Below are 25,833 nucleotides of genomic sequence, written 5' to 3'. Positions count from 1 at the left end.
TACAAGCTATCGCGTGCCGGGCCCGCTGCCCAGCATGCGCGGCCGGACCAGCGTGCGGCCCGGATTCTTGGTGGCTCCGGTTCGGATGGTGGACAATGGTTGATTGTGACTACGCATCCTGACTTCAGCTCACCCCGTATCGCAATTCTCGGCGGAGGGCCTGGCGGCTACGAGGCCGCCATGGTCGCCGCCTCGCTGGGGGCGCAGGTCACCATCATCGAACGTGCCGGCCTCGGCGGATCCGCGGTGCTGACCGACGTCGTGCCCTCCAAAACCCTGATTGCGACGGCGGACCTGATGACCCGCGTCGGCGAGGCCGGCGAGCTCGGCGTTAAGTTCGACCTCGACGGCGGCGACTGCAGCCCGACGATGCGCGCTGACCTCAAGCACATCAACGACCGCCTGCTGCGGCTGGCCCGGAAGCAGTCGGAGGACATCCAGTCCGGGCTGGAACACCAGAACGTCCGCATCCTGATCGGTTCCGGCCGGTTGCTGGACAACCACACCATCGAGGTCCTGACCGCCGACGGCACCGAAACGGTGGAAGCCGACACCATCCTGCTCGCGGTCGGAGCCCACCCGCGCGAGCTGCCCACCGCCCGCCCGGACGGTGAGCGCATCCTCAACTGGGCCCAGATCTACAACATGGACGTGCTCCCCGAAGAGCTGATCGTGGTGGGTTCCGGCGTCACGGGCGCCGAATTCGCCTCGGCCTACAACGGCCTGGGTTCCAAGGTCACCCTGATTTCCAGCCGCGACCGCGTGCTGCCGGGCTCGGACACCGACGCCGCCGAGGTCCTCGAGGGCGTCTTCGAACGCCGCGGGCTCAAGGTCCTCTCCCGCGCCCGCGCCGAGACCGTCGAGCGCACGGACGACGGCGTCGTGGTCACCCTCGGCGACGGTTCGAAAGTGACCGGCAGCCACTGCCTGGTCTGCGTCGGCTCCATCCCCAACACGGCCGGCATCGGCCTGGAGGAAGCCGGCGTCGCGCTGACCGAGAGCGGCCACATCAAGGTCGACGGCGTCTCGCGCACCACTGCGCCGAACATCTACGCCGCGGGCGACTGCACCGGAGTCCTGGCCTTGGCCTCCGTGGCCGCGATGCAGGGCCGGATCGCGATCGCGCACTTCCTGGGCGACAGTGTCATGCCCCTTAAGCTGCATCAGGTGGCGTCCAACATCTTCACCTCGCCCGAGATTGCGAACGTGGGCGTCTCCGAGGCCGAGATTGATTCGGGCAAGTACCAGGCCGACGTCATCAAACTGTCCCTGCGCAGCAACGCGCGCGCCAAGATGCGCAACCACCGCGATGGTTTCATCAAGATCTTCGCCCGCAAGGGCTCCGGCACCGTGATCGGCGGGGTGGTGGTGGGCCCGAACGCCTCCGAGCTCATCTTCGCGATCTCGATCGCCGTGACCCAGAAACTGCACGTCGATGACATCGCCAGCACCTTCACCGTGTACCCGTCCCTGAGCGGCTCGATCTCCGAAGCGGCCCGGCGGCTCCACGTCCACATGTAACAGTTCACATGTAGCAAAACCGGAGGCCGGAGCCATGCAGAGTCCCCGTTCGCTTGTTGAGCCGATGGAACATAACTGTGCGCTGCCCCCGGGTCCAGAGGAACGCTTTGCCGGCTACGCCGTCATGGGCGTTCCGTTCAGCTCCGGTTACGTCCTGGCTTTTCGGCATTTTCCGGTATCGTCCGTCGGCCCTGGCTACATTTCGGTCTGGATCCGCGACCCCGCCGGCGTCTGGACGATTCACAGCACCACCGACCCCGGGACCTCCTGCCCCCGCTACTTCGGCAGCGCCATCGGCTCGGCGTCCACTCGCCGGGTCTCCATCCGGTGGCGTGACGGCTATTCCTTTAGCGTGGAAGTCGGAGCCGGCGTGGACCTGAACTGGGATTTTACGCTGGCGGCGACGCCGGTGACCCGGCTTATGTCCGCGGTGTCCGGCGCCGTTCCGGAGCGGCTGTGGCGCAGCCGGACGTTCCTGCGCGCCATGGGGGCCGTTGCCGGCCCGGTGCTGGGGGCGGGGCACCTCGGGCTGACGGGCGCGGCGCCCAACGGCCAAACGTTCTTGGCGCGCCCGCGGCAGATGTGGTTTGTCCGCGAAAGCAAAGCGCAGCTGCAGGGGCACAGCCTGGGACAGACGTCGGCACTGCCGGTCCAGGACCGGCTCGGGGAATTCTGGGTCCCGCAGCGCGGCATCTTCATGACCGGCTCGGTCTTGTTCGAGCCCTAAGTACGGGGGAACTCCCGCATTTACCCGGCCTAAAACGGGTACGGCGCGATGTCCGGCCGCACGGTCAGCCACTGGATTTCCGTGAAGGATTCGATGTTGGCGTGATGGCCGCCGATCCGCGAGCCGTTGCCCGAGTTCTTGACCCCGCCGAAGGGCGAGTTGGCCTCGTCGGACACTGTCTGTTCGTTGATATGGATCTTTCCGGAGTCGAGCCGGTCGGCGATCGTCATGGCCATCCCGACGTCGCCGAGGATTCCTATCGAAAGCCCGTATTCATTGTCGTTGGCCAGGGCAACGGCCTCGTCCACGGTGGAGAACTTCATCACCGGGGCGACGGGGCCGAAGATCTCGTCCTTCCACGCCGGGCTGGCGAGGTCGAGGTCGGCGAGCACGGTGGGCTGGTAGAACCGGCCGTCATGGCTGCCGCCGGCGGCCAGACGCGCGCCGCCCTGCACCGCGTCCTGAACGATCGTGTCCACCCGGTGGAGCTGCTTCTCGTCGATCACCGGGCCAAGCGCCACTGTTCCGCTCTTTGGGTCGCCTACCGGTAGATGGCGGGCCTTTTCCGCCAGGGCGCTGACGTAGTCCTCGTAGATGTCCTCGTGCACTATATGCCGCCCGCACGCCATGCAGATCTGACCCTGGTGCATGAAGGAGCCAAACGCGGCGGCGGAGACAGCTTTGGGGAGGTCGACGCCGGGCAGCACGATCATTGCGTTGTTCCCACCGAGTTCCAGGTGGGCACGCTTGAGCAGCCGGCCGGCCGCCTCGCCCACTTTGCGCCCTGCCGCCGTCGACCCCGTGAAGGCGATGACGCTGACCTCCGGTGCCTCTACGACGGCCGAGCCGATCTCGGCGCCGCCGGGCAGCAGGGAGAGCAGGCCGGGCGGAAGACCCGCCTCCTCGAACACCCGGACCAAGGTGACGCCACCACAGACCGCAGTGCGCGGGTCCGGTTTGAGCAGGACGGCGTTGCCAAGGGCCAGCGCCGGGGCGACTGCGCGGATGGAGAGGATCAGCGGGAAGTTGAAGGGTGCAATCACCGAAACGACGCCGACGGGCCGGCGCCGGGCGAAGGACCAGCGGCTCTCGTTTGAGGTCAGCACGTCGCCAGCCGGGAGCGAGGGCAGGGCGGAGGCGTCGTAGCATTCGTTGGCCGCGATGTGGGTTTCCAGCCCCGCTTTGGGCGGGATGCCGCCGGATTCGCGGACGATCCAGGCCTGGATTTCCGCCGAGTGTTCCTCCCAGAGTTGTCCCGCGCGGCGGAGCACGGCGGCGCGGTCTTCCGGGTTGCGGGCGGCCCAGTCCTTCTGCGCTTTCGCGGCTACCGCGGCGGCCTCGCGGACGTCCTCCGCGGAGGCCACGCCATAGCGGCCCAGCGTTTCTCCGGTGGCTGGTTCGACGGCGTCACCGGTCCCGCCGCGCCCGGGCCGCCAGCCGCTGAGGTAGATCCTGCCGTCCCAGAGGGCGGAGTCGAGCAGGGACATGTTGCGTCCTTTCATCGAGGGTTCTGCTTGTGTACCGGCCGGTCGAATCAGAACCGGACCGGGCCTTCGTCCATCTCATGTCGGTAGGCCGCCGCCGTCAAGAGTGCGGGCGTCAAGAAGGCCGTGCGTTGCCGCCCGCGGGACCTTCGGCCGTAGTGCGTCACAGCCGGGCGAGGTCAACTTGGCACATGGCCAAAATCTATGTCCCCTACGGAACCGTTGAAGGACAAACAGCAAAAATCGCGGATTACATCGGCGACGTGATCCGGGCGCTTGGGCACGAAGCAGAGACAGCGGACCTCAAACTTTCCGGAGATACCCTTCCGGGCGGCTACGACGGCGTGATCGTGGCGGCCTCGGTGCACGTCGGAAAGCACGAGGGGTACGTCACGGACTTCGTGAAGAAGAACCGCGGTGAGCTCGAGCGTTTGCCTTCCGCCCTCGTCTCAGTGAGCATGGCCGCGCAGGGGGACGAGCAGACCGCGGAGGGCTACGTGGAGAAGTTCGAGCAGGACACGGGGTGGCGGCCCGCGCACGTCGGACTGTTCGCCGGCGCCCTGCTCTATACCCACTACGGGTTCATCAAGAAGCACGTCATGAAGAAGATCGCCAAGGACAAAGGATCCCTCGACACGGACACGTCCCGTGACTACGTGTACACCGAGTGGGACGGAGTCAGGCGTTTCACGGAGGACTTCCTGGCCCGGCTCGCCGAGCCGCCCGCCCAGCTGTAGGGCTCAGTCGTAGAGCTCAGGAGTAGGCATACGGCGGAACCGTGTTGCCGGGGGTGAAGGGTTTGAACCACTGCTCGAAATCCAGACTTGCGGCGTCGTCCTCGAGAACGTCAAGGTTGTCGGAGTACAGCGCGTCACTGTCGGCATCCTCCAACAGGACTTCCTCGACGTCGGCCCGCCAGTCCTCCGGAAGGTCCAGTTCGTAGATGTCCTCGGTGATTTCCGCCTGATCGAGCAGGCAGCGGACGGCTAGTTCCGCTGCAAGGCAGCCGGGGGCGGTCCAGCCCCGGACCAGCGACGCGGTGACGTCGGCCGCGACCACGATGAACTTCTGGGTGAACTTCGCGTCGTAACTGGCGGCGAACTGTGGCGGCAGCGAGGACAGGACCGAGGTCCCGGCAATGTCGGCCGGCGTGAGAACATCCAGCGTGCTGAGCGTTCCGAGATCGCGGAACAACTGGTCGATCAGAATGCTGGACGAGTTCCACAGGAGTCCGGCCAGCAGGCGCGTCTGGCCCACGGCTTTGTGACGGTCAACCGGAGAAACGTCGGCCATCTCGGCCAGGTCTTCGGGATCAAACTGGAGCCGTTGCTCGGCCGTCATGTCGTCCGGGTGGGGGTCGAGCCCAAGCAGTTCCAGGCTCAGCCCGGTCAGCTTCCCGGCGTCGGCCAGCAGTTCTTCGGTGATGTCGTCGTCGTCGGCGCTCATGGCCCCGATGCTACCCGCCGTTTGCCCGCGGCCCGATTTGCGTTACGCGGCCGCCGGGTGGATGGTTCCCGACGTCGAACCCGCCCTGGCCATCCGGACGGACAGCAGATAGGCGATCCCGCAGGCCAGGGGAACCAGGCTGGCGGCGATCAGCGATCCGACCGCACCCGACCTTCCGATGATCGTGATCAACAGTGGCAACACCCCCAAGCCCACCAACAGCCAGCCGGCCAGTGCGGTGACTTTCAGGCCGAGGATTGCGGCCGGGAACGCCAGCGCGAGAACGCTGACGGCGATGAGGGGGCCGTTGTCGTTGAGGAAGGCGCTCAGGGCAGCGGGGTCGAAGGCGAGCCACACGCACGCAGCAATGAAGGCCGAGGCGAGGGCGAGCAGCAGGGGAGCGGTTGCCGCCGGCCAGAACCAGGCCGAGACCGCGAGGATGAGCATCGGCACCACCCAGGCGAGCGTGATCAGCGTTCCGGTTGTTCCGCCCGGGTCCTGCATCGCGAAGCCGCCGATGAAGATTCCTCCGATGACGGTGAACGCCGCCATGACAGCCGCTCCGGTGCGCGTCAGCGCGGCCGCCCGCCGCTGCGGATCCTTTTCGCGGGACATGACAACACCCGTCACGACGGCGAACACAATGATCGCGCCGAGCGCCAAAATGACCGGGACGTTCATGGGATGCCTCCTGCGGATGAACGGAACCTACGTTCATTGCATCCCCACCCCTCTTACGTGCCAAGGGGAGAAAGGCCCGCTTCGGAGCCGGGGGGCTGCTTGCACTGAACTCCGGCCTAGCGGAAATTCGTCAGGCACTATGCAGCGGTTCAGAAGATTCCTGCCGTGAGGTGCCAACTGTCGGCGGGGCGGCCGACTGTGATTTCGACTGGAGATATGCCAAGACGTGGGGTACGCCTTCGACCAGGTATTTGAAGCCTGCTTCCAGCCGCTCGGGCTTGTGATCCAACAGACCGAGGGCAAGGTTGCAAGCGCCGCAGATAAGCCCGCGTATGCAGCTGCCGCACGTCTTGTACTTGTCGTCGCAGCAGCGGTGGTCGTGGTCCACGTTTAGCGACTCGCGGCCAAAGTCCGGGGGTTCCTTGCATAGCCAGCAGACGCCGCCTTGGGCGGCGAGTATGGCATCGTACTGTTCCCGGGTGACGCCGAACTTCCGCAAACGGGAAGCATCGTTTGCGCACCTTAGGCAACGGCCCGTAAGTCCATCGCCGGCACTGGTGTTGTCCTTTCCGAAATCCTTTTCGGGCAGCCATTCTCGACAACTCGTGCACCGCTTGTTGCCATCGTCGTCTCGCTCCAAAGACGCGAACTTGTAGCGGGGGACGACGACCTGCATGGCGCCCGTGTCGTTGTATTGGGCAGCGTGGGATTTACATAACGGGGTCGGATCATCCTGGTAGATGTCCTTCCGGCCGCATTCCGTGCCGTCGGGGCCGGGGCCCCCGCACCGTGTGCCATTTGGTGACCTCCGCCTGATGGGGGTCAGCTCGCCGCGCTGGAGCTGGCTGTAGTGCGTGCGGCAGAACCGCCCACCGCGGGTGTGCGCCTTACGTCCGCAGCCGTAGTCGAGGGCGGCGCAGTCGTTCCAGTCGTCCCCTTTCGGCGGAAACTGCCACATCGCTCCGTCTCGCTCATGCTGCGTTGCATGTCCTTTGCAGAGCGGTCCTGGTGGAAGATCTAGCTGTGTCACTTGTCGGTCGCAGGGTTCGCCGCCGCGCCCCGGCCCGGCGCAAGTCAGGCCTCGGCCTATTCCCCAGGACTGGAGAGGCCTGAACTCCTCACCCCGGTTCATCTGGAGGGCGTGCGAATTGCAGTACTTGCCGCCTTTGTTCCGGGTTCGAAGCTCGCACCCGTCATCGGGGAGGGCGCTGCACAGGTTCCATCCTTCGGCGTCTTTTTTCGTCTCCATGCCGGAACTGTAATCGGCACCACCGACGAAATCAGACCCAGCAAGCGGATTGTCGGGCCTTCCACCTTCCCTGCGATTGTTTCTGAGAACGTCTGGCGAGGCGTCTGTGCTGTGCTGAGCGACCAGTCCCGCAGGCGGTCCCAGTCCAACAAGGCCGTCCACCTGCTAGCGGGCATAGCCCAGTGCCATTGCGGCGGATATGTCCGGTCTGCGACGGTGACTTCCCGTAGCGGCGAGAAGCACCGCATCTACCGCTGCGGCGTGCGTGGCCCTGGCCACGTCAGCAAGAGGATGGAGTACGTGGACAAGGTAGTCAACGCTGCGATCGTCGCAGTTCGGGCCGCACACGACCGGAGCAAGACTGAGGACAGCGGTTCGGGACCTGAGGCGGAGCGGCTAGGGCTGGAGGCTACGGCCCTGCGGAAGCGGCAGGAAGAGGCGGGCATGCAGGCCGCCCTGGGCCAGATACCGATGCACATGCTGGGAACCATCAACTCGGTTATAGAGAAGGAGCTGGCTGGCGTCACCGCCGCCATGGCACGGCTGGAGGAGGCGGCGGCGCGTCAGCCGCCGACGGAAGATGAAATACTTCCGGTCTCGGAGGATTCCCCATACGCGGTGGAGTGGGCGGGCATCCACATTGATGACCGGAGGGACTACCTCCGAAGCATCTGCAATGTCGTACTTCTTCCGCACGGTAAGGGCTCCACCAAGATATTCAGTCCAGACACCGTCCAGACTGTGGTTAAGGCCCCAGGAGAGGGGCCGGGACCAATGGACGTTCGTGCCATCGGAAAACTTGCGGCGGTAAGCGCTTCGCTTGCCACCGCTGGGTCGGGAGCCTTTGTTAGTTTCCATGTCGGCAATGAAGTCGTCAGTTACCGGATACCTGATGCTCTTTTGAGGGCAACCAAATCGGAGGAAGACCTTCTCGACAGCCTGATACCGCTGGACGATGGCGGCGCCGCACGCCTACAGATAGCCCGCGACAAACGTGGTGTCCGTGGCACCGAGGAGGGCCTAAAAGCCCTCCCGTGGCTCTCAGTGAAACGCACGCCCCAAGCGTGCCTGGTGGCCGTTCCGATAACCCCCGCCGGTAGCACCTAGGAGGGCCTCAAAGCCCTCCTGTGGGCTTTACACCCCTTGTATGGCAACGCTTGCACCAGCTAGGACCACGATCTGCCACATCAATAAGGGATTTTAATCCAATATGGATTGACATCACTTCCTTTTCGAGGGAACCTAATCCCATGGAAGATCAGGAAACACTCGAGGCAATCGGCAAGCTCATTGCCGCAGCCCGCAAAGACAAGTACCCGTCCCGCCGGCAGCTCGCACTCGCCGCCGGGATCGACGTCAAAACGATCATGTCCGCGGAGGGGGGCAAAAAGGTGCCGCACCCGAACTCCCAACGCCGCATCGAGCAGGCCCTCGGCTGGCGCAAGGGTTCCATCGAGGACCTCTGGGAACGCCGCACAGACATAGGTCCCGACGCGGTTACTCTCGCTGAGATGGAGCGCGGGGCCGACGCGCACCTGCTACCGACGGAAACCGACACACCGCATGTCAGCCCGGCGTCCCGGTTGACCGACGAGGAACTCCTTGCCGAATTATCAATTCGGTTCTGGGGCTACAAGGTGCAGGCGGCACAACGGTAAGAGCGGTCAGCCTGCCACGCTCACCGAGTCGGCTGTGAGCAAGCCTGAGCAACCCATGGTGAGCAACGGCGACACCGCCTCGGACATGGCTAAGGGCAGGCCTGAGCCTGCCCGTCTGTGGCGCCGGCTGCTGCCCCGCCGCTAGCTGCCAGCTACTTCCCCGCCGAACGTGCCTTGATGCGCGAATAGGAGGCTAACCTACGGCTCTGCAGGCAGCCTGGATGCGCTGTTCTGCCGTCCTGTATTCGCTTTGGAGGCGGCTTGCCCCATCAACATCCCTGTCGGCTACCAAGACTTTGAGGTAGTCGGCACCGATTTTCACATCGTTCTTCAAGGCATCCGGAGACTTGGAGGCGAGGTCGGAATACTGCCCGGTGATCTTGTTCCGCGATTCCTGGGACATCCCCGCTCCGACGGAAAACTGTGGAGCCAGGGCCTTGAATTCCTTGCACTTATCGGCGGCGCTCATCGGTGCAGAGCACCCTCCCAGGAAAACCGCGCCGGTAAAGATCATGACAAGTGCGCGTGCCTTCATATTTCCCCCAAGTTATTCAACAGCGAACGTTCAGCGTCAGCGTAGCCAAAAGGTCAGGGACACCCCCTATAGCGGCCTGGGTCGCCCCAGGAGCGCCCAAAAGCGCTCCCCGGCGGTAGGGTGCCACCCGCCTCCCGATAGTCCCTTCAGGCCTTTCCTGGGAACAAATAAACCCCCATGCCAAGCGGCACGAGGGGCTTAATGATGGGGCCTACTCGGCTCCGTGACGCTCCATGTATTCCTCAAACGTTTCCTCCGGCTCAACAGAGCCGGCGATCAAGTCGGCCCGGTGGGAAGGGCGCGTACTGTCATCGCTCATGGCAGCCGCCAGCACTGCCTCATATTCATCCAGGTTGTTACAAAGGTGGGTTTCCGGCAGGGCGCCAGACAGCTTCAGGGAAATAAGTCCTGCACGGGGTGCATCGGTAATTCTGGCCATCAAAGGTCCTTTCAATTAGAAGATAAATGTGAAGAATTTCACTCCTTCTATTTTACCAGACCTATTGACCGGCCCTGCAAAGAATGATATGGGTTCGCCTTTGAAATTGCCTATTTCCTGACCGTTACACGCACCGCCGTTGACCTGACCAGCATTGCCGGCTTACTGTCCGCACTTTGCGTTATAGGCTCATGCCAAATCGTTCACTAGTGGGGGAAGTGCGAGCAATGTCGAGGTTGAAATACAACGCGATTTGGATCGCGGTGATGGTCGCGCTCTTTGCCGCCTCCAACACCCTTTTGCAGATCGGTAAAGACGGGACCACAGAGCATTGGGTTTGCTTAGGCGATGCCTTTCACTGCATGGCCCCGTCAGATGTCACGCCGGGTGCGTGGTGGGCTGGAACGTTTGGGACGATCCTCATGATGGTTGCCGTGGTATGCATCTGGCCGTGGTTCTACTACCAGCCCAAACGTCAGCCAACCAGTTAGTCCCTGGTCTGCAGCACGGCCAGCACCTGCCGTGCTGCGTCCAGATGATGCACCACCACGCCCACGGCGTTACGCGCCGTGCAGTGCGCCTGTTCAGCGTCACACTCCAGCGTGAGCCGGCCATCTGCCACCAGCTCCCCTAGTCGGTCCTGCACGTCCAGCAGTAGACGGTAAATGTCGTCTGCGGTAGCGGTTTGTCCACTTAGTTGCCCCCTGCTTCCATGTTGGAGGCGGTGAATCCCTCCAAGGATTCCCGCGCCATGCTGTCCAATACGGCTTTCACGGTGGAGGGGTACCACTTGGCGCCCCCCTGGCTTGTGGCCACGCCATCCTCATTCAGACCGGCGGCGATCTTGGCCATGCTGGCACCGCCGGCACGTTCCGCCCTGATCCGTTCCACGGTCTCCGCCGGGAGCTGGCGCTTGCGCCCAAGGTGCTTGGTCTCCCCGAGCTTGGCCATTGCATCTCGCGAAGCGGACCGAGGCCGCCGTCGTTCTGAAGTTTCGACCGAGTCTACTATTCCTCCACCGCCGGGCCTGCGTAAGGTCAACACGCCACCGGGCGCTGAGCTGTGCTTCAGGGATATCTGGGATAGCAGATTTAAACGCAAAAGCGCCCGCGGCAACTGGGCCGGGGCGCCCTGCGTTGGTCGGTTGTTAGGGCGCCAGCAGCTGGCAGACGTCCGTTTCCGTGCCGTTGCCGGAGAACCTCGTCCTTTCAGTGCCATCGGCATTGAGCGTCCAGTGCATGGTGCCCGTCGTGAGGAACAGCCCTGCAGGATGCCCGTTGGCTTCGGGGACGATGATGGTGTTCCTACCCGTCGCGGTGACGTCAAAGCTGCCGTCTGGCAGAGTCGTGACTTTGGTCAGTCCGGTGATGACGTAGGTCACCGTTTTGAAGGTAGGAGCGGGGCCCGTGAGGGTGATCCTCAGGTTGGGACCGGTAAAGAACGTGCGGTTTCCTGGCAGGACGATGGTCCCTCCCTTGCCCGAGAGCTGAGCCTGGAGGTTGAACGTCGGGCAGGCGATCGGGAAAGGCGTTGGGTCGACCGGTGTGGGAGTGGCGGCGGCAAAGGCCGGGCCGGCACTTGCGGAGAGTGCAGCGGCGGCTGCGAGGGTGATGGGTGCGAGCCAGCGTTTCATGAAGGTACTCCTTTGTAGCTTACGAAAGTCCCCCAGCGGTACGGGACGAGTCCCTGACTGCAAAGCCCTTGCAGGTTATCGCGGCCCTCCCGCTCCAACGCGGGTATCCACTACTTGGTTATCGGGCGTCCGCTACCTGTTTATGGAGCTAGGCCAGCCCGACTGGCAGCATCGCGGCTCCCGCAGGATCGGGCGCGAATGAACTGCATGTAGCGAAAGTGGCCTTAGAAAAACCAGCGGTACGGGCGACCCCGTGGCGCGCCACGAGTCACGCACTGTGCTGTGCATGATGAATGTTCGGGCTTCCCGGTATGTGTTCATCCCTGTGTGGTTTGGAAAGGCCGCTTAGCCTTAGCGGAGCGGAGCTAGCCAGAGCCCTCACGGTTGGTCGGGGGCTCTCCTCGATGATGGCCGGCCCAGCTTGGCGTTCTCTTCGGGTGCGCCGGTCTTCCTTCAGGGCTCCGTGCGGGCGATCGGGGAATATGGCCTCTACCTCCTGGCGTCAAGCAAAGGCATAATGTCGCCATGTGGATCCCCGCCCTATTTCTAATCTTGGTCGTCATCGGGATACTGGTCACTTATTGGCAACTCACCCTGACAGGACTCTTCATCTGGGCGCTTGTGGCCTGGAAGAGGCACCACACAGCCGACACACGGTCGAGCTACCCCCGGAAGCCCGTCCAGACCCGGCCTGTGGCCAAGCAGGTCCAGACCCGCCCCAGACCCAAGCCTGTGCAGACCCGGCCTGAGCCCACGCACAGGTCCAAGCCTGCCCGCGAGATGCCAGCGCCCACATACCTGCCCAGGTGGACCGCGAACCGCCGGCTGGAAGCTGGCCGCGAGCATGCCCAGTGGCAGAAGAAGTTCGACAGCGCAGCGCAGTGAAGGTGGGACCAATGCAGCTTGACGAGGTCATCGACCAGTTTCATCAAGCGGTAAATGACTTTGCTAAAGGCGACCCGGAACCCGCCAAGGCCATTTTCTCCCACAGCGGAGATGTCTCCCTTGCTAATCCTTGGGGCCCTCCGGTGGTGGGCTGGGAGCGAGTATCAGGGGCGCTCGATTCAGCGGCGGCACGGTTCCAAGATGGACGCGTCACGGCTTTTGATGCCCTCACCAAGCACGTCACTACCGATCTCGCCTGCTTCCTGGACATAGAACACTGGCAGGCCAAGATCGGAGGAGGCGACAAAATCTCGCCATTTGATCTGCGGGTAACGAGCATTTATCGCCTTGAAGGCGACACGTGGGCACTCGTTCATCGCCACGCAGACCCGATCACCACACCGCAGGCCCCGGACGCCGTCTTACGAAAATGACGCCCGGGAATCACGCGATCCGAGTCCACCCCGGGTTGCAGTCGAGCATGACCGGCCTGACCAGCGGCCGTGCGCTCGACGCCGAGCCCCCATTGTCCCAGGCGTGTCCCGGTCGAGGGTGCGACAAGCCCCCCATGCATCTTGAGGAAGACCATCGGGGCGCCCCCGTCGGCGCAAGCCTTGAGGTGAAGCTGCGCCGTCGCCGAGCTAGAACTCAGGCAGCCGCCCCCTGAAAGTGGGCCTCGATGATGCCCTTGATGTCCTCGTGGCAGCCACCGCAGCCCGTGCCGGCGCGGGTGGACGCCGATACCTCGGGCACCGTTCCGCAGCCCTCGGACACGGCAGTGGCAATGGCCGTTCCGCTGACGCCGGCGCACCGGCAGACCGTCCGGGCGGGGTCGGCGGCACCTGGGGAAGCGACCTGGTCCGGCCCGTCCAGGCGCAGCAGCAGCGACCGGTCCGCCGGCAGTTCCGCGCCGCGTTCGAAGAGCTGCACCAGCTCGGCCGAGGTTCGCGGCATGCCCACGGCCACGAGCCCTTCCAGCACGCCGGCGCGGGTGGTCATCTTGACGTAGCGGCCGTGCTCGGGATCGGCCCACTGGGCGATCTGCAGCCGGGCCCGGCCGTTCACGGCCCCGGCGCTCAAGGCTTCCTCGTCCCAGGGGTCTGCGGACACGTCCCCGGCCACGGCCAGGTTCATGCCGCGGGCCTTGAGCACGATCACGCCCGGGAGTTCCGCCGGAAGTGCCGGCAAGGCTTCCGCCTCGGCAGGAGCCCCGGATGCCAGCAGGGTCAGGTAGTCGGCGAGCCATTCGGCCTGCCGCCAGCCCGGGCCGACCAGCCCGGAGGGACCCCTCGCCGTCCGGCACTGAACGCACTCGGAGTCCGGGCAGCGGACCTCGGCGCAGTCGCCGATCGCGAAGATGTGGGGCTCGTGGTGGGCGCGGAGCTTGTGGTCCACCAGGATCCCGGCCCCGGTGGAGAGCCCGCAGCCCTCCGCAAGTTCGGTCCGCGGCCGGACACCACAGGAGAGGACCAGGAGGTCGCCGTCGATCGCGGAGCCGTCATCCAGCAACAAGGCGGAGAAGCCGCCGTCGGGCGCGTTGTGTTCGACGCCGACCGAGCGGGCGCTGCCGGTCACCCGCACGCCGCAGTTCCGCAGGGACGCCGCGAGCACGGCGCCGCCGCCGCGGTCGATGTTCCGGCCCAAAGGATGCGGGCCGTTGTGCACCACGGTCATCGTGGCGCCTTCCTCGGCCCCGGCGAGGGCCGTCTCCAGGCCCAGCACACCGCCGCCCAGGACCACCACGCGCTTGCCGCCGGCCACGGCAGAGTGCAACACGGACGCGTCGCGAAGATCGCGCAGGGCGGTCACGCCCGGCGGCAGCACCGGCGCGGCCGGGTCCGGGTTGAGCCCGGTCAGGTTCGGGATGACCGGCCGTGAACCGGTGGCGAAGACGAGCCGCTCGTAACCGGGGGAGGTGCCGTCGCTCAACAAGACCCGCTGCCGGGCGCGGTCCACGCGGCGGACGCGGACGCCCAGCCGGACATCGACGCCGTCGGCCACCAGTGCCGCCGCGTCCGCGAGGGCCAGTGCGGCCGGCGTCGTCCGGCCGACGCCAAGATCCGCCACCAGCACGCGGTTGTACGCCGCCTCGGACTCTTCGCCGACCACGGTCAGGTGTGCGATGCCGCTGCGCACGGCCGGCAGCAGCTCGTCGATCAGCCTCGCGGCGACGGGCCCGAAGCCCACCACCACAATCCGCTCAGTCATGAGGTCTCCTCTGCTTGAAGAACGCGGGCCGGAACGCCGCTGTGATTGCCGGCCGGGGCATCCGGGGAAGCTGCCGGGCGAATCCACACCTTGCTGGTCTTGAACTCGGGCATCCCGGAAATGGGGTCCGTGGCCGCCTCCGTGAGCCGGTTGGCGCTCTCGAGCTCCGGGAAGTGGAACGGCAGGAACACCGTCTCCGGGCGGATATCCGTGCTCAGCTCGGCGCGGCAGCTGACCACGCCGCGTTCGTTGGAAATCGAGACGTAGTCGCCGTCGGCGATGCCCTGGGCGGCGGCCGCGGCGGGGTGGAGCTGGAGCCGCGCCTCCGGCTGTGCCTCGGCCAGGGCGGCCACCCGGCGGGTCTGCGCGCCGGACTGGTAGTGCTCCATCAGGCGGCCGGTAATGAGGGTCATCGGCGTGCCGGGACGATCGTCGCCGGCCCGGTCGTCCCGCTGGTCCGCCCGGCGGTCCGCCGCGGACGCGAAGCCCGCAGAAGAAGAACGACGCCGGGGCGTCACCGGCGTGAACACGGCCCGGCCGCCCGCATGGGCAAAGGCGTCCAGGAAGAGCCGCGGCGTGCCCGCGCTCCCGGCGGGGTAGGGCCAGTAGGCGGCCTCGCCGCGGTCCAGCATGGCGTAGTCGATCCCGGAGTAGTCGGCCAGGCCGCCGGAGGACGCGAGCCGGAGCTCCTCAAACACTGTTTCCGGATCCTCGCTGAAGGTGGAGGGCGCGTGCAGCATTTCGGCCAGCCGGGTCATGATCCACAGCTCGCTGCGGACACCGGGCGGGGGAGTGAGGGCCCGGCGGCGGCGGAGCACGCGGCCCTCGAGGTTGGTGAGGGTTCCTTCCTCCTCGGCCCACTGGGTCACCGGCAGGACCAGGTCTGCCTCGGCGGCGGTCTCGGAGAGAAAGAAGTCGCACACCACCAGGAAGTCCAGGCTGCGCAGGCCCGCGATCACGGCATTCGCGTCCGGCGCGGACACCGCCACGTTGGCGCCGTGCACGAAGAGGCACCGGACGCCGTCGGGCTGTCCCAGCGACTTGAGCAATTCGACGGCGGGAAGGCCGGGGCCGGGAATCAGGGGTTCGGGCACGCCCCAGACCCTGGCCATGTGGGCGCGGGCGGCGGGATCGGTGATCTTCCGGTAGCCGGGGAGCTGGTCCGCCTTCTGGCCGTGTTCGCGGCCGCCCTGGCCGTTGCCCTGGCCGGTGAGCGTGCCGTAGCCGCTGCGCGCGGAGCCCGGCAGGCCCAGCAGGAGGGAGAGGTTAATGGCGGCCGTGGCGGTGTCAGTGCCGTCCACGTGCTGTTCGACGCCGCGGCCGGTGAGGATGTAGCTGCCGCCCTTGCCGGCGCCGTCGGCCAGCCTCCGGGCGGTTTCACGGATCAGCCCGGCGGGGACGCCGGTGATCGACTGGACCCGTTCGGGCCAGAAGCTCGCGACGCTGCGGACCGCGGCGTCATAACCCGTGGTCCGGTCCGCGATGTATGCCGCGTCCGCGAGGCCCTCGTGGATCACCGCGTGGGAGATGCCCAGGAGCAGGGCAAGGTCGGTGCCGGGCAGCGGCTGCAGGTGCAGCCCGCCGCCGTCGGAGGTAAAGGCGGCGGTGGCGGAGCGCCGGGGGTCGACGACGATCAGGCCGCCGGCGTCGCGGGCCCCCTGGAGGTGCTGGACGAAGGGCGGCATGGTCTCGGCAACGTTGGAGCCGAGCATCAGGATGGTGCCGGCGGTGTCGAGGTCCGCGAGCGGGAACGGGAGCCCGCGGTCCAGGCCGAAGGCGCGCATGCCGGCCGCGGCGGCCGAGGACATGCAGAACCGCCCGTTGTAGTCGATCCGTGAGGTGCCCAAAGCCAGCCTGGCGAACTTGCCCAGCTGGTAGGCCTTCTCATTGGTGAGGCCGCCGCCGCCAAACACGCCGACGGCGTCAGCCCCGTGCTCGAGGCGGGCCTGCTTTACGGCGGAGACGATCCGCATGAGGGCCTCGTCCCAGCTGACCGGGTGGTGGACGCCGTCGGCGCCCTTCAGCAGGGGTTCCGTGACGCGGCCCGGGTGATCCAGCAACGAGGCGGAGGTCCAGCCCTTGCGGCACAGGCCGCCGCGGTTGGTGGGGAAGTCCCGTCCGGCGACTGTCAGGAGCGGCGCGGACGTTGGGGTAGTGGCTGGGCCCGGTGCAGCGTCTACGGGCTCTGACCCCGGCTGGACAGCCGGGGTCAGAGCCGCTGGAGATGTGAGCGTCATGGCGCACTGCAGAGCGCAGTAAGGGCAGTGCGTGTCGGCGCTTTTGGTCATGTTAGACGTGTCCCATCGCATTTCGGTTGGCGTTGCGGATGTAGCAGAACCAGCAGACCACCAGCATCAGGACGTAGGTCCCCACGAATCCGTAGAACGCCGAGGTGTAGGAACCGCTGGCGGTGTTGGAGGCGTTGAGGACCTGGGGGATGATAAATCCGCCGTAGGCGCCGATGGCCGAGATCAGGCCGAGGGCTGAGGACGCGAGCCGCTGGGTGGTGTGCGTGCTTGCCCCGGAGCGGGCGGCCCGGCTGGAGGTGGCGAAGATGATCGGGATCATGCGGTAGGTGGCGCCGTTTCCGAAGCCACTGGCGGTGAACAGGAGCAGGAACAGGAAGAGGAAGAGCCAGAAGTTCTTCAGCGGCAGGGTCCAGAGCATGGTGAGGGTCATGACGGCCATGGCGGCGAAGGCTGCGACGGTCATGCGGGCCCCGCCCATCCGGTCCGCCATGCGTCCGCCGTACGGGCGGGCCAGGGACCCGACCAGCGGGCCGAGGAAGGCCAGGGACAGGGCCACGGTGCCGACGGAGATCGAGGAAAATGCCGGGAAGTAGTCCTTGATGAGCTTGGGGAAGACGCCGGCGAAGCCGATGAAGGAGCCGAAGGTGCCGATGTACAGCAGCGCCATGATCCACAGGTGCGGCTCTTTGATCGCGGCCAGCGAACCTGCCACGTCGCCCTTGGCGCTGGTGAGGTTGTTCATGTACTTCCAGGCACCGAAAGCCGCCAGCAGGATCAGCGGAACCCACATGAACCCTGCGACGGGCAGGTTCACGGTGCCGGCTGCCAGCAGGGTGATGGCGATCGGCACGGCCAGCTGTGCGACGGCGGCACCGAGGTTTCCGCCGGCGGCATTCAGGCCCAGGGCCCAGCCCTTTTCCCGTGCGGGGTAGAAGAAGGTGATGTTCGCCATCGAGCTGGCGAAGTTGCCGCCGCCGAAGCCGGCCAGCGCGGCCACGAACAGCATGACGCCGAACGGGGTGGCCGGGTTGGCGACGCACAGGCCCAGGCCGATCGTGGGGATCAGCAGCAACAGGGCGGACACGATGGTCCAGTTGCGGCCGCCGAAGCGGGGAACCATGAACGTGTAGGGGATCCGGAGCGTGGCGCCGACGAGGCTTGGCATGGAGATCAGCCAGAAGATCTCGTTGGTGGAGAACTCGAAGCCGGCGGAGGGAAGCTGGACCACCACGATCGACCACAGCTGCCAGACCACGAAGCCCAGGAACTCGGCGAAGATGGACCAGTTCAGGTTGCGCCGGGCGATCGAGCGGCCGGCCGACGCCCACTGCTCCTTGTTTTCCGCATCCCAGTTGGCGATCCAGCGGCCGGGCCGGTGGTCGAGGGTAAGGGTGCCGCCGGTACTGGCGGCGCCGACCTCTGCGGTGCCGATTTCGGCGGTGCGTTCAGCAGTCACTTGGGAGACCTCCTTGGGGGTGATGTCCTTCAAAGGTAGGGACGCCGCGTTTCCGGGACGGACGCGGTTTATTAACGCGCTGTGACTTTTGCCTATCGGGGCTTTTATGACGGTGTGAGAATAGGTGTGACGACCACCACGTGAGACAACGACACGGAGTCCAAATAGCGGACTATTTGTCCATTGACTGGACGGTGGGAACTATTATCAGACGTATACGAATCCCTAGCCGGCGGCCCCGGGCATCGGGCTCTTGGGGAAATATCCGACCGGTCTTCATGAAAGCGTTACTACATGTCATCCACTGCCACCTCCGCGGAGCATGGGTCCACCAAGCAGGTGAATTCGCGCGGCCGCGTGATTGTCGCCAGCTTGATCGGTACCACCGTCGAGTTCTATGACTTCTACGTTTACGCCACCGCGGCCGTGCTCGTTTTCCCGAAGCTCTTCTTCCCCGGGCAGAACGAGACCACCCAGCTGCTGGCATCCTTCGCCGTGTTCGGCGTCGCGTTCATCGCCCGCCCGCTCGGCTCGGTCATCTTCGGCCACTTCGGTGACAAGTTCGGCCGCAAGGGCACGCTGGTGGCCTCCCTGCTGACCATGGGTATTGCCACCTTCCTGATCGGCTGCCTGCCGACGGCGAGCGTCCCGGGCTGGACCTTCCTGGCCCCGGCGCTCCTCGTGGTCCTGCGCTTCTGCCAGGGCCTGGCCCTCGGCGGCGAATGGAGTGGCGCGGCGCTGCTGGCCACCGAAAACGCCCCGTCGAACAAGCGCGCCATCTATGGCACGTTCCCGCAGCTGGGAGCCCCGATCGGCTTCATCATCGCCAACGTAATCTTCCTGGTCTTCAGCTACACCCTGACACCGGAAGCCTTCATGGAATGGGGCTGGCGGGTCCCGTTCCTGCTCAGTGCCGTCATGGTCATCATCGGTCTCTACGTGCGCCTCAAGCTGATCGAAACCCCGGCCTTCACCAAGGTCCTCGAATCCAACGAGGTTGCCAAGCTGCCGCTGGCACGGGTCTTCAAGACCAGCTGGCGCCCGCTGATCCTGGGCACGTTCATCATGCTCGCCACCTACGTGCTCTTCTACCTGATGACCACGTTCACGCTGACCTACGGCACCCGGGCGTCCAGTCTGGACACGGCCAAGGCCGCCGCCGAAAAGGCCGGCAAGCCGATGACCGAGGCCGCTGCCGCTGCGTTCGTCCCGGGTCTGGGCTACAGCCGGAACGATTTCCTCTGGATGCTGATCGCCGGTGTCGTATTCTTCGGTATCTTCACGCTGGTCTCCGGCCCGCTGGCCGAGAAGTTCGGCCGCCGCAAGATGCTGATCGTTGTCACCTTCGGCATCCTTGCCTTCGGCCTGCTGTTCGTTCCGCTGTTCAGTGCTGGGTTCGCCGGTGCCATGGCGCTGCTGATCATCGGCTTCTCGCTCATGGGCCTGACGTTCGGTCCCATGGGTGCGCTCCTGCCGGAGTTGTTCCCGGGCAATGTCCGCTACACCGGCTCCGCCATCAGCTACAACGTCTCCAGCATCCTGGGCGCTGCCGTGGCTCCGTTCATCGCCGTCTGGCTCTGGGAACTGGCCGGGGGCAGCACCGTGCTGGTGGGTGTTGTTCAATGAACACACCGGGCTTCTGCGTTGGAGGGGCTCAGCTCGCGTAGCGCTCCACAAAGTTCCGCAGGATCTTCATCGGTTCTGTCGCAGTGAACTGCCGGGCGTCATCCATGAGCATTTCGGCCGATTCCGGCGGGAAGTAGCCGGCATGGCGGTAGATATCGATCCTGGTGACGAGCCCGTCAGCATCAAGCTCGGGGTGGAACTGCGTGGCATACAGGTTGGTCTTGATCCGGAACATGTGCACCGGGCAGGCGGCCGAGCTGGCCAGCAGCACCGCATGGGAGGGCAGGACGGTGCAGGCTTCCTTATGGCCGGTAAACGCCGTAAAGCTCTCCGGCAGCCCGCGCAGAAGGGGATCCTGCAGCCCCTCCGCCGTCAGTTTGATGGTGACGCCGCCGAGCCCTTCACCGTACGTCCGGTCGATCACGGCGCCCTGGTGCAGTCCGAGGGTGCCGACGCCGTAGCAGGCGCCGAGGAACGGGAAGTCCTCGGCCACGATCCTGTCCAGCAGCCCGGCGAGTTCGCGCTCCACCCGGTGCTGTGCGGCGCTCTTGTGCTCGGCCGGGTCGCTGGAAGTAAAGGGACTGCCGCCCACAATGACACCCGAATAGTCGGACAACTCAAGCGCGGGCAGCGGGGCGGCTTCCATCCGGATGCGTTGGAGCTGCTCGGGCTGGAGTCCGCAGTAGCGAAGGTAGGCGCGGTATTCGTCCTCGGCGGCGGTGTCTTCCGCGCGCGAGGCGAGGAGCAGGAATGGCTTCACACTCCAAGTCTCTACTGGCCGGTCGCGGACGCGCCAGAGGCGCGCCCGCGGCCGGCAGCGGCGCCGGCCGTCCGCCGTCGCCGTACCGTGTACCGCTTACTCTGCGGCGCCGTCCTCGATCATGGCGATGATGGCGCCGGCGGACACGGTCTCGCCGGCCGCCGCGGCGAGGCCGATGACGATCCCGGCGCGGTGGGCGGTGAGCGGCTGTTCCATCTTCATCGCCTCGAGCACGACGACGAGATCGCCCTCGGCAACCGTCTCACCCTCGGCGACGGCTACCTTCACGATGGTCCCCTGCATGGGGGAGGTCAGGGCGTTGCCGCTCGCTGCCGCGGGTGCGCCGCCACCGCGGGAGCGCTTCTTGGCCTTGGCCGGCTTGGCGCCTGCGGCGTTGCTGACTGAGCCCAGCGACGCCGGCAGCACCACTTCCAGGCGCTTTCCGCCGACCTCGACGACGACGCGCTGGCGGTCGCCGGCGTCGGCCGCTTCAGCCTCGGTGCCGGTCGGGGTCCAGGCCGGAATGTCATTGACGAAGGTCGTCTCGATCCAGCGGGTGTGGACCTTGAAGGGGCCTTCGGCCGGTGCGAAATCGGGATTGGAAACCACCGCGAGGTCGAACGGGATGACGGTGGGGATGCCCTCCACCACCATTTCCTCCAGTGCCCGCCGGGAGCGCTGCAGGGCCTGGGCGCGGGTGGCGCCGGTGACGATCAGCTTGGAGAGCATGGAGTCGAAGTTGCCGCTGATGACATCGCCCTGCTCCACGCCGGAATCGACGCGGATACCGGGACCGGTGGGGTTTTTCAGTACCGTGATGGTGCCGGGGGCGGGCATGAAGTTCCGGCCCGGGTCCTCGCCGGTGATGCGGAATTCGATCGAGTGGCCGCGGACTTCCGGGTCGCCGTAGCCGAGCTCCTCGCCGCGGGCCAGCCGGAACTGTTCGCGGACGAGGTCGATCCCGGTGACTTCCTCGGAGACGCAGTGCTCCACCTGAAGGCGGGTGTTGACCTCGAGGAAGGAGATGGTGCCGTCCTGGCCGACGAGGAATTCGCAGGTGCCTGCGCCGAGGTAGCCCGCCTCCTTGAGGATGGCCTTGGAGGATTCGTAGAGCCGGCGGTTCTGTTCCTCGGTGAGGAACGGGGCCGGGGCTTCCTCGACGAGTTTTTGGTTCCGGCGCTGGAGCGAGCAGTCGCGGGTGGAGACCACCACGACGTTGCCGTGGGCGTCGGCCAGGCACTGGGTCTCGACGTGGCGCGGGGCGTCCAGGAAGCGCTCAATGAAGCACTCGCCGCGGCCGAAGGCGGCGGTGGCCTCGCGCACGGCGGATTCGAAGAGTTCGGGGATTTCTTCGCGGGTGCGGGCCACCTTGATGCCGCGTCCGCCGCCGCCGAAGGCCGCCTTGATGGCGACAGGCAGGCCGAACTTGTCCACGAAGTCGAGGATTTCCTCGGCGGATTCGACCGGGTCGGCGGTGCCGGGGACCTGCGGGGCGCCGACCTTCTCGGCAATGTGGCGGGCCTGGACCTTGTCGCCCAGGGCAGAGATCGCCTCGGGGGAGGGGCCGATCCACGTAATGCCGGCATCGATCACCTTGGCGGCGAACTCGGCGTTCTCGGCCAGGAACCCGTACCCGGGGTGGATGGCGTCCGCGCCGGACTGGCGGGCGACGTCGATGATCTTGTCCATCACCAAGTAGGACTCCGCGGCGGTGTTGCCACCGAGCGCGTAGGCCTCGTCAGCGAGCCGGGCGTGCAGCGCGTCGCGATCGGGGTCCGCGTAGACAGCCACCGAGGCGATGCCTTCATCGCGGGCGGCGCGGATGATGCGCACCGCAATTTCTCCGCGGTTGGCGATCAGCACCTTGGTCAGCCGGCGGATGCCCGCGGGTGTAGATGACTGCGTTGATCCCGGCACGATGGGTGCGGACTGCTCCGAATTTGCTGACAAGGCGTCTCCTTCTTTCCTTCAGGGAGCCTAGCGCGGTTTTGAGGGTTCCGCCGATATTACTTGCGGATTCCGCGCGTATACGGCCCTTCCTTTGTAGGGTTGCCACAAAGGGCGGCTAATTGGCTCACTCCGCCACGCATTCCGTCGTTACTCGGCACGGATGTCCGCCGGGTCCGCAGCCCCGCCGGTCCAGAGCTCGGTGATGCCCACATTTGCCTGGCCGAGCAGGGCGCGCAGAGTGGAGATGGAAAGCCCGACGACGGTGTGGGGATCGCCGTCGACCTTTCGGATGAACGCCCCGCCGTAGCCGTCGATCGTGAAGGAGCCGGCGCACTGGAGCGGCTCGCCGGTGGCGATGTAGGTCTCGATTTCCTCGGCGCTCATCTCCATGAAGTGCACCTCGGCCGAGGACACCGAGCCCAGGGTGGCGCCGGTGCCGCGCGCGGTGACGTCGCCGTCGTCGTCTTCTGAGTCTGTGTCTGTGTCGCGGCAGTCCACGAGCCAGTGGCCGGTGTGCAGGACGCCCATGCTGCCGCTCATGCGGAGCATACGCTCCCGGGCGACGTCGGCCGTGTAGGGCTTTCCGTGGGCCTCGCCGTCGAACTCGAAGACCGAGTCGCAGCCGATCACGATTGCGCCGTCCGCCTCGGGCAACGAGGCGACGGCCTCTGCCTTGGCCCGGGCAAGCAACAGAGCCGTGTCATGCGGATCCGTCACGCCGTAGCGGGCCTGCACGGCGTCCTCGTCGACGTCCGAGACGAGGACCTCGTGGGCGATGCCGGCGTGGCTGAGCAGCTTGGTGCGGGCGGGGGACTGGGAGGCAAGAATGAGGCGGGTCACGGATCCAGCCTAATCCACCGCAGCACAGCAACACCGGGTCCCGGAAGGACGCCTGGACGGGGCAGAAGACCCTGTTTGCGGATACCTGACAGTGGTGGAGTTGAACCGGCATCCTAAAAAGAATCGAGCAGCTCATGTCTGGATGGCTGGCGGCAAGCGTTGGCATGGTTGGTGATGGAACATATTTTGGCTGGGACGGTTTCATCATCCAATCCGGAAACCTGATCGTGATCGTCGTGATGATCATCTTGTTCATCCTGGCCTTGGTCCTGCCTTTCCCCGGAGGGAAGCGGCGGAAATGACTGCCCCTGCAACACCGGGACGCGGCGCGCAGGTCGATGAAGCAGGCGCCCGTACCTTGACCGGCAGGGCCCGCCGGTGGCTCCTGAGGAAGCTTCCGCCGGACAAACTTTTGCCCGAGGACCAGCCAAGCTTCGTGGCATCCTGGGCGTACGTATTCGGCATGGGGGCAATCGCGTCCCTACTGTGGATCATCGTTTCCGGGATTGTGCTGGGACTGAACGGACCCCAGTGGTATCACGTTTCCCCGCTGGGGAGTTTCGTCAACAGCACGCATTTGTGGAGCGTGGAGTTCTTCTTCATCTTCATGGTGGTGCACCTGTGGCTGAAATTCTGGATGGCGGCCTGGCGCGGGGGCCGGGTCCTGACCTGGATCACCGGCGTGATCTCCTTTGTCGTTTCCATCGTGGCGGCCTTCACCGGGTATCTGCTCCAGACGAACTTCGACTCGCAGTGGATTGCCTTTGAAGCGAAGGATGCGCTGAACGCGGTCGGCGTAGGCGCTTGGTTCAATGTGGCCAACGTCGGTCAGCTCTTCACCTGGCACGTCACGCTGCTGCCCTTGGCCGTGGGCGCTGTGGTGATCCTCCACGTCCTGCTGGTCCGGGTCCACGGCGTTGCACCTCCACTGGATGCCGCGGAGTCCGACGCCCAGCTGCTTCACAACCGCCCGGAGGCCACCGAACCTCCTGAGGCCACCGAACCCGGGGGCGCAGTGCAATGACCAGGAAAAGTAGTACCACGTGGCGGAAGGCGGACGACGTTGCCAGCCGGCCCTGGACGGGCAGCGTCCGCGAATATGACCTCATCAAAGAACTGATCATCGGCGTTGTGGTGGTCGGCCTGCTCGTGTTCGGTGTGTCCGCCATCTTCGGGTCCCCTGATGAGCCCAGCGTCAGCCTCAAGGCGTGGGCCACGGCCGCCCCCGCGGATTTCGTTGGCACCGCCGCGAAAGAGCTTGCCGGCACCAGCGATACTGCCGGATACGGGCCGCCCTACAACTCGACCCCGGACGCGACGCAGAACATCGGCCCCGTGGACCTTCAAAGCCTCTCCGGCGTCCGCCTTCCGGTTGATACCGCCAATGACTTTGTGATCGCCCCGCTGGCGACCCTGCCGTCGCCGCCAGCAGAGCTGGCGAGCTGGACGGCCGCCACGGATCAGCAGCGCTCAGCCTGGGCAACTGCCTATTCGGACGCCCTTGCCGCTGCGCCGGATAACGACCCGGCCCAGGTGGGCGACGGCGACTATGGCCCCGTTCCTGCACTGACCGGAGCGTTGCTGGAGATGGCGCGCCAAGGCAGTTTGGACGGCGTGCTGCAGAACGGTGGAAACTTCTACAACATGGACTACACGCGCGGCCTCCTCTTTTTGGGCGACGGCGGCTACTTCCCGGATCTTGCGGCCAGCCAACACCTCTCCGGGGATCAGTGGGGCGTCATGAACGAAACCGGCGATACGCCTGGGCAGTCCTGGTTGTGGCTCTTCTCGCTCCTTTACCAAGTGGAACCGTTCAAGTCCGCGCCCAATGCCGATGCCCTCGTCGTCGTCACTATGTTCGTGCTGACGGCGTTGCTGGCCCTGCTGCCGTTCATCCCCGGACTACGGTCGCTGCCGCGGGTGATCCCCCTCCATCGCCTGATCTGGAAGGACTACTACCGCAACCGCTGAGTCTGCCGGCAATCCGTGACGCCTAGCATCGGCTGAGGAGCACAGGCGCGTTATTGTCAGAGGTCCCTGAAACACTGGATTCATGGACGGCAATCACGGGCCCGAAGTGGCTCGGGCAGGACACGGCGACACCGGCTTAAGCCGCGCCGGGAGCGATGCCGCCGCCATTCCGGGCACCGCGGAGGCAGCCGTCTCGGACGTGGCGGGCCGGCTGGCCGCCGGACCGATGGGTTCCGTGAGCATGGCCACGGACAGTGCCGGGATCATTGACCGGATCCGGGAACTGGAGGACTGGAAGTCCGCCGCGTCGGCGGAACAGGCCCGGCTCGCCGTGGCCTTCGACCTGCTCCAGCGCCGCGAACAAGYCCGGCTCGGGGTCCCGGCCGAGAAGCTCGGCGCCGGGATCGGCGCGCAGATCGCCCTGGCCCGGCGCGAATCCCCGGCCAGGGGCGGCCGGCTCCTCGGCCTGGCCAACGCCCTGATCACCGAGATGCCGCACACGCTCGCCGCCCTGC

25 protein-coding genes and 2 pseudogenes are annotated in these 25,833 nt (G+C 65.9%); 12 read left to right on the top strand and 15 right to left on the bottom strand.

Features of this window, described 5'->3' with window-relative positions:
- The first annotated feature begins 105 nt into the window (after nt 1–105).
- Nucleotides 106–1,521 (top strand): NAD(P)H-quinone dehydrogenase, encoded by a 1,416-nt coding sequence (locus tag AC1DZV_RS12675; RefSeq protein ID WP_476950449.1) that lies wholly within the window; start codon nt 106–108, stop codon nt 1,519–1,521.
- A 64-nt stretch (nt 1,522–1,585) separates the two neighbouring features.
- Nucleotides 1,586–2,248: a hypothetical protein gene (locus AC1DZV_RS12670; RefSeq protein WP_476953837.1), complete on the top strand. Its 663-nt coding sequence runs from the start codon at nt 1,586–1,588 to the stop codon at nt 2,246–2,248.
- Nucleotides 2,249–2,277: 29 nt separating this feature from the next.
- Here AC1DZV_RS12670 and AC1DZV_RS12665 read toward each other — a convergent pair whose 3' ends face one another.
- Complete coding sequence (locus AC1DZV_RS12665) at nt 2,278–3,735, bottom strand: benzaldehyde dehydrogenase (protein ID WP_476950451.1); 1,458 nt, start codon at nt 3,733–3,735, stop codon at nt 2,278–2,280.
- A 188-nt stretch (nt 3,736–3,923) separates the two neighbouring features.
- Here AC1DZV_RS12665 and AC1DZV_RS12660 point away from each other — a divergent pair, with 188 nt between their 5' ends.
- Entirely contained in the window at nt 3,924–4,469 is a 546-nt protein-coding gene (locus AC1DZV_RS12660) for a flavodoxin domain-containing protein (RefSeq protein WP_476950452.1), read from the top strand.
- 16 nt (nt 4,470–4,485) lie between these two features.
- Here the strand turns inward: AC1DZV_RS12660 and AC1DZV_RS12655 are convergent, their stop codons facing one another.
- The 3 genes from AC1DZV_RS12655 to AC1DZV_RS12645 all read right to left on the bottom strand — a co-directional run bounded on the left by AC1DZV_RS12655 (nt 4,486) and on the right by AC1DZV_RS12645 (nt 7,108).
- Nucleotides 4,486–5,178 (bottom strand): hypothetical protein, encoded by a 693-nt coding sequence (locus tag AC1DZV_RS12655; RefSeq protein ID WP_476953836.1) that lies wholly within the window; start codon nt 5,176–5,178, stop codon nt 4,486–4,488.
- Between the two features lie 42 nt (nt 5,179–5,220).
- Nucleotides 5,221–5,859 carry a hypothetical protein gene (locus AC1DZV_RS12650; RefSeq protein WP_476950454.1) on the bottom strand — a complete coding sequence of 213 codons (639 nt, stop codon included), beginning with the start codon at nt 5,857–5,859 and terminating at the stop codon, nt 5,221–5,223.
- Nucleotides 5,860–5,989: 130 nt separating this feature from the next.
- Nucleotides 5,990–7,108, bottom strand: coding sequence for an endonuclease VII domain-containing protein (locus tag AC1DZV_RS12645; protein WP_476953835.1), 1,119 nt, complete (start codon nt 7,106–7,108; stop codon nt 5,990–5,992).
- Between the two features lie 300 nt (nt 7,109–7,408).
- Here AC1DZV_RS12645 and AC1DZV_RS12640 point away from each other — a divergent pair, with 300 nt between their 5' ends.
- Both AC1DZV_RS12640 and AC1DZV_RS12635 read left to right on the top strand, forming a co-directional pair.
- Nucleotides 7,409–8,215: a hypothetical protein gene (locus AC1DZV_RS12640; protein ID WP_476953834.1), complete on the top strand. Its 807-nt coding sequence runs from the start codon at nt 7,409–7,411 to the stop codon at nt 8,213–8,215.
- Nucleotides 8,216–8,358: 143 nt separating this feature from the next.
- Nucleotides 8,359–8,766, top strand: coding sequence for a helix-turn-helix domain-containing protein (locus AC1DZV_RS12635; RefSeq protein WP_476950458.1), 408 nt, complete (start codon nt 8,359–8,361; stop codon nt 8,764–8,766).
- Between the two features lie 193 nt (nt 8,767–8,959).
- On the opposite strand, the gene AC1DZV_RS12630 is transcribed toward AC1DZV_RS12635, so the two are convergent.
- Nucleotides 8,960–9,301, bottom strand: a complete 342-nt coding sequence (locus AC1DZV_RS12630) for a hypothetical protein (RefSeq protein ID WP_476953833.1) — start codon at nt 9,299–9,301, stop codon at nt 8,960–8,962.
- A gap of 211 nt (nt 9,302–9,512) precedes the next feature.
- Nucleotides 9,513–9,740, bottom strand: a complete 228-nt coding sequence (locus AC1DZV_RS12625) for a hypothetical protein (protein WP_476950460.1) — start codon at nt 9,738–9,740, stop codon at nt 9,513–9,515.
- Nucleotides 9,741–9,976: 236 nt separating this feature from the next.
- Between AC1DZV_RS12625 and AC1DZV_RS12620 the strand changes: the two genes are divergently transcribed.
- The gene (locus tag AC1DZV_RS12620) at nt 9,977–10,231 is read left to right on the top strand and encodes a hypothetical protein (protein ID WP_476953832.1); all 255 of its coding nucleotides are present in this window, start codon (nt 9,977–9,979) and stop codon (nt 10,229–10,231) included.
- Here AC1DZV_RS12620 and AC1DZV_RS12615 read toward each other — a convergent pair.
- The 3 genes from AC1DZV_RS12615 to AC1DZV_RS12605 all read right to left on the bottom strand — a co-directional run bounded on the left by AC1DZV_RS12615 (nt 10,228) and on the right by AC1DZV_RS12605 (nt 11,373).
- The gene (locus tag AC1DZV_RS12615; RefSeq protein WP_476950462.1) at nt 10,228–10,386 is read right to left on the bottom strand and encodes a hypothetical protein; all 159 of its coding nucleotides are present in this window, start codon (nt 10,384–10,386) and stop codon (nt 10,228–10,230) included. The genes AC1DZV_RS12620 and AC1DZV_RS12615 overlap by 4 nt on opposite strands.
- 47 nt (nt 10,387–10,433) lie before the next feature.
- Nucleotides 10,434–10,691: a recombinase family protein gene (locus AC1DZV_RS12610; protein WP_476950463.1), complete on the bottom strand. Its 258-nt coding sequence runs from the start codon at nt 10,689–10,691 to the stop codon at nt 10,434–10,436.
- A 196-nt stretch (nt 10,692–10,887) separates the two neighbouring features.
- Nucleotides 10,888–11,373: a hypothetical protein gene (locus AC1DZV_RS12605; protein ID WP_476950464.1), complete on the bottom strand. Its 486-nt coding sequence runs from the start codon at nt 11,371–11,373 to the stop codon at nt 10,888–10,890.
- Nucleotides 11,374–12,269: 896 nt separating this feature from the next.
- Here AC1DZV_RS12605 and AC1DZV_RS12600 point away from each other — a divergent pair.
- Nucleotides 12,270–12,692, top strand: coding sequence for a YybH family protein (locus AC1DZV_RS12600; protein WP_476953831.1), 423 nt, complete (start codon nt 12,270–12,272; stop codon nt 12,690–12,692).
- Nucleotides 12,693–12,906: 214 nt separating this feature from the next.
- Here AC1DZV_RS12600 and AC1DZV_RS12595 read toward each other — a convergent pair whose 3' ends face one another.
- The 3 genes from AC1DZV_RS12595 to AC1DZV_RS12585 are packed head-to-tail and all read right to left on the bottom strand — an operon-like array spanning nt 12,907 to nt 18,147.
- The gene (locus tag AC1DZV_RS12595; RefSeq protein ID WP_476953830.1) at nt 12,907–14,466 is read right to left on the bottom strand and encodes an FAD-dependent oxidoreductase; all 1,560 of its coding nucleotides are present in this window, start codon (nt 14,464–14,466) and stop codon (nt 12,907–12,909) included.
- Nucleotides 14,463–16,754 (bottom strand): molybdopterin oxidoreductase family protein, encoded by a 2,292-nt coding sequence (locus AC1DZV_RS12590; RefSeq protein ID WP_476953829.1) that lies wholly within the window; start codon nt 16,752–16,754, stop codon nt 14,463–14,465. Before AC1DZV_RS12590 ends, AC1DZV_RS12595 begins: the two co-directional genes overlap by 4 nt.
- 1 nt (nt 16,755) lies before the next feature.
- A complete protein-coding gene (locus AC1DZV_RS12585; RefSeq protein ID WP_476953887.1) occupies nt 16,756–18,147 on the bottom strand; it encodes an MFS transporter in 1,392 nt (463 codons plus the stop codon).
- A 318-nt stretch (nt 18,148–18,465) separates the two neighbouring features.
- Between AC1DZV_RS12585 and AC1DZV_RS12580 the strand changes: the two are divergent.
- Nucleotides 18,466–19,788, top strand: a pseudogene (locus AC1DZV_RS12580) (MFS transporter); the annotation flags it as partial.
- A 37-nt stretch (nt 19,789–19,825) separates the two neighbouring features.
- Here the strand turns inward: AC1DZV_RS12580 and AC1DZV_RS12575 are convergent.
- From AC1DZV_RS12575 to AC1DZV_RS12565, 3 genes are all read right to left on the bottom strand, one after another.
- Entirely contained in the window at nt 19,826–20,557 is a 732-nt protein-coding gene (locus tag AC1DZV_RS12575; RefSeq protein ID WP_476950468.1) for a glutamine amidotransferase, read from the bottom strand.
- A gap of 96 nt (nt 20,558–20,653) precedes the next feature.
- Nucleotides 20,654–22,507, bottom strand: a complete 1,854-nt coding sequence (locus AC1DZV_RS12570) for an acetyl/propionyl/methylcrotonyl-CoA carboxylase subunit alpha (RefSeq protein WP_476953828.1) — start codon at nt 22,505–22,507, stop codon at nt 20,654–20,656.
- 147 nt (nt 22,508–22,654) lie between these two features.
- Complete coding sequence (locus tag AC1DZV_RS12565) at nt 22,655–23,347, bottom strand: Maf family protein (RefSeq protein ID WP_243179679.1); 693 nt, start codon at nt 23,345–23,347, stop codon at nt 22,655–22,657.
- Nucleotides 23,348–23,481: 134 nt separating this feature from the next.
- Between AC1DZV_RS12565 and AC1DZV_RS12560 the strand changes: the two genes are divergently transcribed.
- The 4 genes and pseudogenes from AC1DZV_RS12560 to AC1DZV_RS12545 form a co-directional block, all read left to right on the top strand.
- A complete protein-coding gene (locus AC1DZV_RS12560) occupies nt 23,482–23,649 on the top strand; it encodes a hypothetical protein (RefSeq protein WP_476950470.1) in 168 nt (55 codons plus the stop codon).
- The gene (locus AC1DZV_RS12555; RefSeq protein WP_476953827.1) at nt 23,646–24,371 is read left to right on the top strand and encodes a cytochrome b N-terminal domain-containing protein; all 726 of its coding nucleotides are present in this window, start codon (nt 23,646–23,648) and stop codon (nt 24,369–24,371) included. Before AC1DZV_RS12560 ends, AC1DZV_RS12555 begins: the two co-directional genes overlap by 4 nt.
- Nucleotides 24,368–25,318 (top strand): hypothetical protein, encoded by a 951-nt coding sequence (locus tag AC1DZV_RS12550; RefSeq protein WP_476950472.1) that lies wholly within the window; start codon nt 24,368–24,370, stop codon nt 25,316–25,318. Before AC1DZV_RS12555 ends, AC1DZV_RS12550 begins: the two co-directional genes overlap by 4 nt.
- Nucleotides 25,319–25,544: 226 nt before the next feature.
- Nucleotides 25,545–25,833, top strand: a pseudogene (locus AC1DZV_RS12545) (HNH endonuclease); the annotation flags it as partial.

This window comes from Arthrobacter sp. P1_D12 (assembly GCF_056406175.1).
Note: the sequence above shows the minus strand (reverse complement) of the source record. Positions and strands in the feature narration are given on the sequence as shown.